The sequence below is a fragment of the Streptomyces sp. NPDC058678 genome, assembly GCF_042714835.1.
In the GTDB taxonomy this organism is placed as follows: domain Bacteria; phylum Actinomycetota; class Actinomycetes; order Streptomycetales; family Streptomycetaceae; genus Streptomyces.
In genome coordinates this window covers 47,354-59,110 of sequence record NZ_JBHXSG010000035.1, presented here as the reverse complement: position 1 = coordinate 59,110, position 11,757 = coordinate 47,354, and the positions used below count along the sequence as shown (strand labels likewise).

Annotated in this window: 9 protein-coding genes; 3 read left to right on the top strand and 6 right to left on the bottom strand. The window is 72.0% G+C overall.

What is annotated here, in order from left to right:
- Positions 1-47 precede the first annotated feature (47 nt).
- Together ACFWWR_RS28480 and ACFWWR_RS28475 are read right to left on the bottom strand one after the other, a co-directional pair.
- Positions 48-4,703 (bottom strand): HAD-IC family P-type ATPase, encoded by a 4,656-nt coding sequence (locus ACFWWR_RS28480; protein ID WP_384306049.1) that lies wholly within the window; start codon positions 4,701-4,703, stop codon positions 48-50.
- Between the two features lie 9 nt (positions 4,704-4,712).
- Positions 4,713-5,240 (bottom strand): hypothetical protein, encoded by a 528-nt coding sequence (locus tag ACFWWR_RS28475; RefSeq protein WP_383867884.1) that lies wholly within the window; start codon positions 5,238-5,240, stop codon positions 4,713-4,715.
- A gap of 326 nt (positions 5,241-5,566) precedes the next feature.
- On the opposite strand from ACFWWR_RS28475, the gene ACFWWR_RS28470 reads away from it, so the two are divergent.
- Complete coding sequence (locus ACFWWR_RS28470) at positions 5,567-5,773, top strand: hypothetical protein (protein WP_383867886.1); 207 nt, start codon at positions 5,567-5,569, stop codon at positions 5,771-5,773.
- 7 nt (positions 5,774-5,780) lie between these two features.
- Here the strand turns inward: ACFWWR_RS28470 and ACFWWR_RS28465 are convergent, their stop codons facing one another.
- From ACFWWR_RS28465 to ACFWWR_RS28455, 3 genes are all read right to left on the bottom strand, one after another.
- On the bottom strand, positions 5,781-6,194 hold the full coding sequence (locus ACFWWR_RS28465) for a VOC family protein (protein WP_383867888.1): 414 nt from the start codon (positions 6,192-6,194) through the stop codon (positions 5,781-5,783).
- A 68-nt stretch (positions 6,195-6,262) separates the two neighbouring features.
- Positions 6,263-6,853 carry a TetR/AcrR family transcriptional regulator gene (locus ACFWWR_RS28460; RefSeq protein WP_383867890.1) on the bottom strand — a complete coding sequence of 197 codons (591 nt, stop codon included), beginning with the start codon at positions 6,851-6,853 and terminating at the stop codon, positions 6,263-6,265.
- Between the two features lie 25 nt (positions 6,854-6,878).
- A complete protein-coding gene (locus ACFWWR_RS28455; protein ID WP_384306046.1) occupies positions 6,879-7,895 on the bottom strand; it encodes an aldo/keto reductase in 1,017 nt (338 codons plus the stop codon).
- Positions 7,896-8,087: 192 nt separating this feature from the next.
- On the opposite strand from ACFWWR_RS28455, the gene ACFWWR_RS28450 reads away from it, so the two are divergent.
- The gene (locus ACFWWR_RS28450) at positions 8,088-9,200 is read left to right on the top strand and encodes an endonuclease/exonuclease/phosphatase family protein (protein ID WP_384306043.1); all 1,113 of its coding nucleotides are present in this window, start codon (positions 8,088-8,090) and stop codon (positions 9,198-9,200) included.
- Positions 9,201-9,250: 50 nt separating this feature from the next.
- Here ACFWWR_RS28450 and ACFWWR_RS28445 read toward each other — a convergent pair whose 3' ends face one another.
- The gene (locus ACFWWR_RS28445; protein ID WP_383867896.1) at positions 9,251-10,633 is read right to left on the bottom strand and encodes a glycine--tRNA ligase; all 1,383 of its coding nucleotides are present in this window, start codon (positions 10,631-10,633) and stop codon (positions 9,251-9,253) included.
- A gap of 162 nt (positions 10,634-10,795) precedes the next feature.
- On the opposite strand from ACFWWR_RS28445, the gene ACFWWR_RS28440 reads away from it, so the two are divergent.
- The gene (locus tag ACFWWR_RS28440) at positions 10,796-11,752 is read left to right on the top strand and encodes a metal ABC transporter solute-binding protein, Zn/Mn family (protein WP_383867898.1); all 957 of its coding nucleotides are present in this window, start codon (positions 10,796-10,798) and stop codon (positions 11,750-11,752) included.
- Positions 11,753-11,757: the final 5 nt, after the last annotated feature.

Below are 11,757 nucleotides of genomic sequence, written 5' to 3'. Positions count from 1 at the left end.
GGGAGAGCAGCCGGGTCGGCGGAATTTCACGAAGCAGTTCGGCCCCCTCAGCCCGTTTGCGAGGCCAGGTTCGGCCACCGCTTGAGCAGTAGCTCCTCCACGCCCGGTAGAGCCTTCTGGCCCACCAGGGCCACTGCGATCGCCGCCAGTACTCCCGCCCACGCCATCGGCCCCAGCGGCGTGCAGCCGAAGAGTTGGCTCGCGCCCGGGGTCTGCACCAGGGCGAAGAGGGCCAGTGCCGAGCCCAGGGACGTGAAGCGGACCAGAGGGCTGTCCCGGCGGTCGGCCAGGGTCTGGGCCAGCTGGGTGCCGACCACCGCGCACAGGGCCATCGTCGTGGAGCGGCGGGCCGTGCCCGGGGTGAAGCGTCCGAAGAGCCAGGCCACGGTGGCGCCGAGGCAGGTGGTGAGGGCCCGGTGGCGGATCTGGCGGATGAGGGGGGCACCGAGCAGGGCCGTGCCCAGGGGTTCGTCGGATCGTGTCGCTGCGGACTCGCCCTGTTCCTTCGCCTTCGGGGTCACCGCCACCGCCATCGCCGGGAACAGGTCCGTGAAGAGGTTGACCAGCAGCATCTGGCGGGTGGACAGGGGCGCGGCGCCGGACAGGAGGGTGCCGAGGATGCCGAAGCCGACCTCGCCCGCGTTGCCGCCGATGAGGATGGCGATGGCGTCGGCGACGCTGTGCCACAGGGCGCGGCCTTCGTGGACCGCCTCGATGAGCACCGAGAGGTCGTCGCCGGTGACGACGAGGTCGGCGGCGTTGCGGGCGGCGGCCGAGCCGCGGGCGTTGATGCCGACGCCGATGTCGGCGGCACGGATGGCGGCGGCGTCGTTGGCGCCGTCGCCGACCATGCCGACGACCCGGCCGGCGTCCCTGAGGGCCTCGACGACCTGGAGTTTCTGCTCGGGCGCGACCCGGGCGACGACGTCGGCGTCCCGCAGCATCCGGGAGCGGGTCGTGCGGTCGGCGGCGGCGAGTTCGTCGCCGGTGACCACGTTCGCGTCGTCCGGCCAGCCGAGGTCGACGGCGATGGCGTGGGCGGTCTGCGGGTGGTCGCCGGTCAGCACGACGGGCCGTACGCCCGCCTCGCGCAGCCCGCGGACCAGCGCCGGGGACGTCTCGCGCGCCACGTCGGCGAGCGCGAGCAGTCCGGTGAACTCCAGGTCCCGCAGGGGCTCTTCGAGTACGTCCGTCGCCTGCTCGCCCTCCTTCAGCGGGCGGACGGCCACCGCCAGGACGCGCAGGCCGTCGCCGGCCAGCGACTGGGCCCTGTCGTGGATGTGGGAGGGGAGACCGGCGCAGGTGGGCAGGACGGTCTCGGGGGCGCCCTTGACGACCAGGACCGGGGAACCGTCCCCGGCGCGGCCGACGGCGGCGGCGTAACCGCGGGCGGCCTCGAAGGGGACGCCCTCGGTCTGCTCCCAGTCGGGGTCGGGTTCGGCGGCGTCCAGGACGGCCTCGTCGGTGGCGTGCACCGGACGGACCGAGTCGCCGTTGAGGCGGGGGCAGGCGCGGGCCGCGGCCCGCAGCGTGTCGGCGGCGTCCGGCTCGTCCAGGGTGTGGACCGTGCCGTCCGAGCCGGCCACCCGGACCAGGCGCAACCGGTTCTCGGTGAGGGTGCCGGTCTTGTCGAAGCAGATGGTGTCCATCCGGCCCAGCGCCTCCAGCGTGCGCGGGGTGCGGACGAGGAGGCCGCGGCTGCTGAGCCGGCGGGCGGCGGCGAGCTGCGCCACGGTGGCCACCAGCGGCAGCCCTTCGGGTACGGCGGCCACGGCCACGGCGACTCCGCCGCTGACCGCCTGCCGGATCGGCGTACCGCGCAGCAGTGACAGGCCGGTCACGGCGGCGCCGCCCGCCATCGTCAACGGCATCGCCTTGCTGGTGAGTTCCTGGAGGCGGGCCTGCACTCCGCCGGCCGGCGGGACGCGGGCGGCGAGCGAGACGGCCCGGGCGGCCTCGGTACGGTCGCCGGTCTCCACGACGACCGCCTGGGCGCGTCCGGCCACCACCGTCGTCCCCTCGAAGACCATGCAGTGCCGCTCGGCCACGGGGGCGCGGGGGGTCACGTCCATGTCCTTGTCGACCGGCAGGGACTCGCCGGTCAGCGCGGACTCGTCGACCTCCAGTCCGTCCTGCCACAGCAGGCGGGCGTCGGCGGGCACCACGTCGTCGGTCTTGAGGTCGATGACGTCGCCGGGGCTGAGCTTGGCGGCGTCGACGAGGTGTGCCGATTCCCCCTCGTCGTCGTCCGCGACCCGTGCCTTCTGCTTCTGCTGGGCGAGAAGCCCGGACAGGGCACGCTCGGCCCGCAGCCGCTGGATGCCGCCGACCAGGGCGTTCAGGTCGAGGGCTCCAAGGACCAGCAGGGCGTCCACGGCGGACCCGAGGATCGCGGACGCGGCCGAACCGACGGCCAGGACCGGGGTCAGGGGGTCGTCCAGCTCGCCGCGCACGGCCCGGGCGAGCTGCCACGACCAGCGCGCCGGGGCCATCGCGGGCTGTTGTACGACGCTGTCGGCGGCCGTACGCGCCCGGGCGGTCGCCTGTTCGACGGGGGTCGGCTCCGGGGGCGCCTGCCGCTCCAGCCGCTCGCGTACGTCGTCCGGGTGCAGGGCGTGCCAGGACACCCGCGGCCGGGGGCGCGGGGGACGGGCCGCGGCGACGCCGAGGGCCGCGCGTGTCCCCGTGAACAGGGCGGCGGCCGCGCCGATGTCGACCGGCGCGTGCGGGAGGCCGGGCAGGGGTGGACCGCCGCCCTTGCGGGACTCGCCGATGGCCACGAGCAGGCCGGACAGCGCGGCGCCGGACCGGGCCAGGGTCTGTGACCGGCGGCCGACGCCCCGCGCCGCCGGAATGGCGATCAGCAGCCGCCACACGTCGGCGAGGCCGTGCGGGGCGAGGACGTCCGCGCCCCACACCACCTGGCCGTCCTCGTCGGTGAGGGCGACGGCCACGTCGCCCCGGAGAAGTCCGAAGGTCACGTGCGCGTCCTCGTGCGGGCGGGGGCGAGCGACGGTGACGACACCGCCCTCCTCGCGCAGTTCGTCCACCACCTCGCTCAGTGGCCGGTCCGCGCCGACGACCTGGTCGGCCAGGCCGGTGAAGTCGGCGAGTGCGGGATCGTCGACGATCACGACCCGCAGCCCGGCCCGGCGGGCGGCGTCCAGTACGGCCTCGGCCCACGGGTCCGCGCCCGCGCCGGGTGTCCTGAGCGCACTGGGATGCAGCACCACCGTGCCGGCCATTTCCAGCTGCCGCAGCCGGTCGGGGTCCCGCACGAGGACGCCCGCACGGGACAGGGCACCGCTCAGGACGGCGTGGAAGGCGGCGGGCCCGTACCGCGCGGCCTTGGGCGAGCCGGCCAGGACCGCCTCCGCCGCCTCGGCCAGGTTGTGCTTGACGAGCAGGGCCGCCGCCGCGCCCAGGACGCTGCCGGTCGAGGCGTGGGCGGCGTACTCCTGGGCCGGGGACGTCCGCAGCGGCGGGCGTACGCCCGGATCCGCGGGCACGCTGTCCCGGCCCGGCGCGCACAGGTGGTCGTGCACGGTCTCGAAGGCGGCCGTCCGCACCACCGCCTCCGCCAACTGGCAGCTGCGCAGCACGCCGTCGAGCAGCAGCGAGGTCGGGGAGTGCCCGGCGCCGTGCACGGCCGCGTTCACGGCGGCGAGGACGACTTCCATGCGGGCGTTGCCCAGACGGGCGCGCAGCCAGGAGCGGAAGCGGGGGTTCTCGCGCAGCAGCGTGACCATGGCGGTCACCAGCCGCGGCGAGGCCGGCAGCCGCAGCGCGGACCCCGCCATCGCGGCCGCCGTCCCCACCACGTCGGCGGCGAGCGCCTCGGCGACGGTCCGCACGGAGGCGGGATCACCGGGGTGATCCATCTCCTCGACGGTGTCGTCGGCGGCCATCGGCACCAGCCCGTACCGCTCGGCCAGCTCCGCCGCCCGCTCCGCGACCCGGTCACTCACGGCTTCCTCGGTCGCCGCGACCACCAGCCGGGCCAGCCCGCGGTCCCAGTAGGCGAAGGCGACATCCGGATGCTCGGCGAGAGCGACGGCCACACGACGGGCGAGGTGCTCGGTGCGGTGGGGGTGCGGGGCGGAGGGTTCGGGCGGTTGGGAGGCCGCAGGTTCGGTATGGCGGGGGTCGGTGCGTGGGTGTTCGGGGGCGCCGGAGTCCGGCTGCGCCGGGGGCTCGGCGCCGCCCGGCCGCGGCTTCACACCACCGTCGGCCTGCCATGCCTCGTGGCCGACACCGCCCGCCTGCCGCTCCGCGCGCCCGCCCCCGTCAGCGGACTCCGCGCCGGCCCCCGGGTGATCCACGCCGTCCGGCCCGGCCGGGTGCAGCCCGTCGTCGGGCCGGTCGGTGCTCCGTGCCGCGTCGCCTGCGTGCTCTGCGCGCTCCGCCGCCTCTTCCGCCTGGTGTGCTGCCTGGCGGAGTTCCTCCGGGGTGGCCTGTCGCAGGGCCAGGTGGGTTCGGGTGCCGGCGTGCCAGTGGCGGGGGGCGCCCGGGAGGGCCGCTCGGGTGACGCGCGCCGCGCGCAGCGCGAAGTCGGCGCTGCGCACGCCGACCCGGGCCGTGCCTGCCACGGCTCCGGCGGCGACGCCCACGGCGGGTGCCGTACCCCGGGCGAGCAGGCGCGGGCCGGCCATGACGAGCCCGGCGGCGGCTGCTGTGGGACGGGAGAGAAGTCCTCCGCTCATCACTCGCCCTCAGCCGTTCGTAGAGGCTCGTCGGGCCGTCGTCGAGCCACCCGGTCCACGGCTCCCACCGCTTCCCCCGCCTGCGGAGGACGCCGTGGGCAACTTGTCGGAGGGCGTCGCGGGTGCCGCCGTAGCCTCCGCGGAGGGCCTGCCGGAGGTCGAGGCCAGTACCTGCGGCGTCGGCGCCGTGCCGGACGCCGCGCCCGCCCGTGCCGTACCGCCGGCGGCTTCCGCCTCCGCCCGCTCCTGCTCCTGCTCCTGTTCCTGTTCCTGCGTTTCCTCCCGCCGCGGCTGGGTCAGCCACGCCACCGCCGCTCCGGTGATCGCGACGGGCCACTCCACGACTCCCGCGACGCCGAGCACCCCGGCGCCGGTGTACACGGCGATCCGCCGCCCGCGCGGCGACACCGCTCCGATCTTGTCCAGCGCGCCCTCGGCCGCCCGGCCCACCGTTCCGGCACCGGGCACCACGCGCAGTACCGAGGCGGCCGCCCGCAGCGGCTGCGGGAGATTCTGCGTCGACTTCTGCTCGGCCATGACTCTCCTCGGGTCGTGCCTCACCTTTCGGTGACCCGAGTTCCCGCACTTCGCAGAGTCACCCGGAGTCCGGGAGATCACCTCGGTCGCGTGGCAGAGCGCCGATGCGGCCGACGCACCGGTTCAGGAACGCCTTGCGCCCGGGTCCTCGGGCGGCACGCAGCGGCGTGATGAGCATGCGGAACGCCCCGCCGGCCGAGCCCCAGAACACGGGTTGGCCAACTCGGTGTGAAGGATCCCCCGTTGATGTTGGTCTTGCTGCACACTCCTTGCTGCGTCAACAGGCTCGGTGTCAACAGACTCAGGGCCCGGCCTCTGGAGGCAGCATGCTGGAGATCAACACGAGCAAGGTGAGCCGGTGGGACCAGCACGGGCGCGAGCACGTCGTGCGGGTACAGCGTGCGGGAATGCAGCGCACGATCAGATGCGACACGTGCGGCTGGCGCAAGGGAGCGCAGTTCCTGCCCTGGCTGAAGGCGGAGGAGCACCTCGCGGAGGCGCACCAGGCGACGGTGGATCCGGCCGGGGCGTAGCGCGCCGCTACTCGCCGAGCTCCGTGAAGAGCGTCAGCTGCAGTGCGCCCGGTGCCTCCAGCCGGGAGTTCAGCGAGTTCCAGGGGGTGCGGGTCGGCTCGGCGACCACTTCGGCTCCCGCGGCGGCCAGCTTCTCGGTGGTGGCGACGGAGTCGTCGACCTGGAAGGCGACCCGGATGTGGCCGGCCACCCGCCGCCCGACCTCGACCTCGTCGATGAAGGCGGCGTGGTTCGGGTCGGTCAGCTCCAGGGTGGCCCGGCCGGCCTCGAGGATGGTGACCCGCCCGTCCTCGGAGGCGAACGCGGCGCGTTCGGGCAGACCGAGGACGTCACGGTAGAAGTGCAGTGCCGCGTCGTAGTCGGCTGCCGTGACGACCAGGCGGAGTTCGCGGACGGCGGGCTCGTCGGACTTGTCGACCATGTCGGCTCCTCGAAGATCGCGGGTACTGACTCCTCAACCTGGCGGACGACCGGGCGATTCCCGCGGGTTCAGGCCGCGAGACCCCGCAGCAGCAACTCGACCAGCGCTTCGAACTCGCCCTCCACACCCGGCAGTTCCCACTCCCGCGCATGGCAGGGGTGGTGGAAGCGGCCTGTCGCCTGGAAGACGGCGCGGGCGGCGGAGGCCGGATCGGCGGCCGTGAAGGTGCCCGCCTCCACGCCTGCCCGGACGATTCGGGTCAGCTGGGCGGTGAGGTCGGTGATGTGCTCGCCGACCACTTCGCGGTTCTCGTCGGTGAGGACCATGTACGTGGCGAACAGCTCGGGGTCGTCGCCCGCCTTGCGGCGCTTGGCCTCGAAGAGGGCCGCGAGCCAGTCGCGCAGGCGCTGTGCGGGGTCCCGCCCGGAGTCGGCGGCGATTCCGGCCAGGGACGCGGACGCGCGGTCCAGCCATCGCTTCGTGACCGCCTCCCGCAGTGCCGCCTTGGTCCGGAAGTGGCGGTAGACGCTGCCGTGGCTGACGCCGAGCGCGCGGGCCACGTCCACCACGGTCGCCTTGGCCGGGCCGTGGCGGCGCAGCACCTCCTCGGTGGCTTCGAGGATGCGCTCGGCGGTCAGGATCTCGCTGGTCGGTGGCATGAGCAGACCGTACCCGGCGGCCGGGTCAGCGCTCGACGTGTGCCATCTGGGCGGCCGGGTAGCGTTCGCCGGCGGCGGCCCCGGCCGGTACGGCGTCCTCGATGGCGGCGAGGTCGGCCGCCTCCAGGGTGACGTCCAGCGCGCCGAGCGACTCCGCCAGCCGCCCCCGGGTGCGGGCGCCGACGAGCGGCACGATGTCGTCGTTGTGCTGCGCGCCCCGTGAGAGCACCCAGGCGATGGCGATCTGGGCGACGCTGACGCCCTTCTGCTCGGCGATCTTCCGCAGGGCCTCGACGAGGTTCAGGTTGTGCTGGAGGTTCTCGCCCTGGAAGCGCGGGGACATCGCCCGGAAGTCGTTCGCCGCGAGCTGCCGGTCGCCGGTGAAGTGGCCGGAGATCAGCCCGCGGGAGAGGACCCCGTACGCCGTGACACCGATGCCCAGTTCGCGGGTGGTCGGCAGGATCTCGTCCTCGATGCCGCGGGAGATGAGGGAGTACTCGATCTGGAGGTCACTGACGGGGGCGGTGGCGGCGGCCCGGCGGATGGTGTCGGCGCCGACCTCGCTCAGGCCGACGTGACGGACGTACCCCTTCTCGATCAGTTCGCTGATCGCGCCGACCGTCTCCTCGATCGGTACGGCGGGGTCGAGCCGGGCGATCCGGTAGACGTCGATGTGGTCGACGCCGAGACGCTGGAGCGAGTAGGCGGCGAAGTTCTTCACGGCGGCCGGGCGGCCGTCGTATCCGGACCAGCCGCCGTCCGGGTCGCGCAGCCCGCCGAACTTCACGCTGACCAGGGCCTGTTCGCGGCGGGCTGCGGGCGCGGTGCGCAGGGCCTCGCCGATCAGCAGCTCGTTGTGGCCCATGCCGTAGAAGTCGCCGGTGTCGAGCAGCGTCACGCCCGCCTCCAGGGCGGCGTGGATCGTGGCGATCGACTCGGCGCGGTCGGCTTCGCCGTACAGCGCGGACATGCCCATGCAGCCGAGACCGAGGGCGGAGACCTGGGGGCCGGTGGTACCGAGAGTGCGCGTGTGCATCGTCATGACACCCACTCTGGCATGACAGCTGACAGATTTCAATATCTGTCAGCTGACATCTGTTATCCATCACCTGTCATCTGTCCGGTCGACGGAACGGGCACCCCGAGGACAATGGGAGATGTCGGCGTGCAGTCACTTCGGCGGCGCCTGCCGCCGGTCGAGCGGCCCTCTCGCGCCGCCCCCCAGGAGGCCCGTATGAGCATCCGCATCGCCACGTTCAACATGGAGAACGTCTTCCGCCGGCCCACGGCCTTCCGCCTGGAGGACCCGGCGAAGCGCAAGGAGATCCTGGACGACTTCGCCGCACTGGTCGCTCGCCTCGACCTGCCGGTGTACCAGGACGCCGACAAGAAGGAGATCGCCCGGCTCGTCGAGAAGCACCGGGCGTACGACGTCGACCCGAAGAACCCGCCGCCGATCTACGTCAACCAGTCCCGCCCGGGCAAGGACTCGGGGCTGTTCAGGACGAAGGGGTCGGGGAAGAACACCACCGTCGAGGTCACCGCCAAGGGCCGTGCCGCCTGGGCCGGCTGGGCCGAACTGGGTCGGGACGACCTCGACCTGGACGTGGTGAGGAACACCGGCCGGGTGGTCTCGGAGGTCGACGCCGACATCCTGCTCACCGTGGAGGTCGAGGACCGGCTCACCCTTGAGCGCTTCAACACCCAGGTCCTGGCCGGAGCGCTCGGCAGGCGGCCGTACCCCTACTGTCTGCTGGTCGACGGCAACGACAGCCGGGGCATCGACATCGGGATCCTGAGCCGGCACCCGATCACGTCCATCCGGACCCACCTCTTCGACACCAACCCCGAACGTCCCGACCAGCGCCTCTTCAGCCGTGACTGCCCCGAGTTCGAGATCCAGCTCAACGGCACGCCCCTCGTGCTCCTCGGCAACCACCTGAAGAGCAAGTCACACGACGACCCGGAACTGCGGCTGGCCCAGGCGAGGCGGGTCGCGGAGATCTACCGGACCGCGCTGGAGCGCACGCCGCACGTCGTCGTCGCCGGGGACCTCAACGATCACCCGGAGAGCGACGCGGCCGCGGTGCTGGCGGGCACCGGGCTGCGGGACGTGATGACCCACCGCTCCTACGGCGGGCTGCCCGGCACGTTCGGGGAGTGCAAGAGCGAACAGAACAAGCTCGACTACCTGCTGCTGTCGCCGGACGTGTGGCAGGAGGTGCAACAGGTCGGCCTGGAGACCCGCGGCATCTTCGCGGACGACATCAAGTCGTTCGACACCGTGACCTCGAAGGGCAACGCGGCCTCCGACCACGCGGCGCTCCACGTGGACGTGGACCTGTAGACGAACGGTTCCCCGCACCCACCCAGGGGTGCGGGGAACCGCGCCAACACCTAGCAGCCGACGAGACGCGCGGCCAGGTATCCCTCGATCTGGTCCAGCGACACGCGCTCCTGCTTCATCGAGTCACGCTCGCGCACGGTCACCGCGTTGTCGTCCAGGGTGTCGAAGTCGACCGTCACGCAGAACGGCGTACCGATCTCGTCCTGGCGGCGGTAGCGGCGGCCGATGGCGCCGGCGTCGTCGAAGTCGATGTTCCAGTTCTGGCGCAGCGCCTGGGCGAGGCCCTTGGCCTTCGGCGAGAGCTCGGGGTTCCGCGACAGGGGAAGCACGGCGACCTTCACCGGGGACAGCCGCGGGTCGAGGCGCAGCACCGTGCGCTTCTCCATCTTGCCCTTGGCGTTGGGCGCCTCGTCCTCGACGTAGGCGTCGAGCAGGAAGGCGAGCATCGCGCGGCCGACACCGGCCGCCGGCTCGATGACGTACGGGGTCCAGCGCTCCTGGGCGTCCTGGTCGAAGTACGACAGGTCCTGGCCGGAGGCCTTGGAGTGCGCACCCAGGTCGTAGTCGGTGCGGTTGGCGACACCCTCCAGCTCGCCCCACTCGTTGCCGCCGAACTGGAAGCGGTACTCGATGTCGGCGGTGCGCTTGGAGTAGTGGGAGAGCTTCTCCTTCGGGTGCTCGAACCACCGCATGTTCTCTTCGCGCATGCCGAGGCCGGTGTACCAGCTCCAGCGCTGCTCCATCCAGTACTCCTGCCACGTCTCGTCCTCGCCCGGCTTGACGAAGAACTCCATCTCCATCTGCTCGAACTCGCGGGTGCGGAAGATGAAGTTGCCGGGCGTGATCTCGTTGCGGAAGGACTTGCCCATCTGCGCGATGCCGAACGGCGGCTTGCGGCGCGAAGTGGTCTGCACCTGGGCGAAGTTGGTGAAGATGCCCTGGGCGGTCTCGGGACGCAGGTAGGCGACGGAGCCGCTGTCCTGGGTCGGGCCGAGGTGGGTGGAGAGCAGACCCGAGAACTGCTTGGGCTCGGTGAACTGGCCCTTGTTGCCGCAGTTGGGGCAGTTCACGTCCGCCAGGCCGTTCTCCGGCAGGCGGTTGTGCTTGGCCTCGTACGCCTCTTCAAGGTGATCGGCACGGAACCGCTTGTGACACGAGGTGCACTCGGTGAGCGGGTCCGTGAAGGTGGCGACGTGGCCCGAGGCCTGCCAGACCTCGGGGGCCAGGATCACGGACGAGTCGATACCGACCACGTCCTCGCGCGACGTCACCATGTAGCGCCACCACTGGCGCTTGAGGTTCTCCTTGAGCTCGACACCCAGCGGCCCGTAGTCCCAGGCGGCGCGCTGTCCGCCGTAGATCTCACTGCAGGGGAATACGAAGCCACGGCGCTTGCTCAGGCTGACGATGGTGTCGATCTTGTCGGCGGCCACGGTGCTCTCTTCATTACGACGACGGGCGACGAAGCGAGGATGCTTCAGAGCGAATGCTTCAGGTTACCGGCGGGGACTCCCCTCCGATCAAATCGGTCCCTGTACAGGGCCTCTCACCACGTTTGTTGACAACGGTTTCCATATTTGTTGAAAATGAGTGTCATGAACGTACGACGACACCACATATCCGGCATCGCGGTCGCCGCGGCCACCGCCCTCGGCCTCGGCACCCTCTCCGCCTGCTCGAGCGACAGCGCGGCCGCGGGCAACACGGACAAGTTCGACGTCGTCGCCTCGTTCTACCCGATGGCCTTCCTCGCCGAGCAGATCGGCGGGGACCATGTGAACGTCACGAGTCTCACCGAGCCCGGCCAGGAACCGCACGACCTGGAGATCAGCGCCAAGCAGACCGCGCAGCTCCAGGAGTCCGACGCGGTGCTCTACCTCAAGAACCTCCAGCCTGCCGTCGACGAGGCGGTCGGACAGGCCGACGTCAAGAACAAGATCGACGCGGCCACTCTGACCAAGCTGGAGGACCACGGCGACGTCGAGCACGAGCACGAGGGCGAGGAGGCCCACTCCGAGGAGGAGGAGCACGCCCTCGACCCGCACGTCTGGCTGGACCCGGTGAAGTACGCCGAGGTCGCCGAGGGCGTCGCCAAGTCCTTCGAGAAGGCCGACCCGGACAACGCGGCGGACTACCGGAAGAACGCCGACGCGCTCACCAAGAAGCTCGGCGATCTGAACACCGCGTTCACCGACGGCCTGAAGACCACCGACAGCAAGGTCTTCTTCACCAACCACGCCGCCTTCGGCTACCTCGCCGAGCGCTACGGCCTGACCCAGGAGGCCATTTCCGGCCTGGACCCGGAGAGCGAGCCCAGCCCGGCCCGGATCAGGGAACTGCAGACCGAGGCCAAGGCCGACGGCGTCACCACCGTCTTCTACGAGACACTGGTGTCCGACAAGACCGCGAAGACCCTCGCCCAGGACGCGGGCCTCAAGACGGACGTGCTCGACCCCATCGAGGGCATCACGTCCAAGTCCGAGGGCGACGACTACTTCCAGGTCATGGAGTCCAACCTCAAGGCGCTGCAGTCCGCTCTAGGCGCCAAGTGATCCCT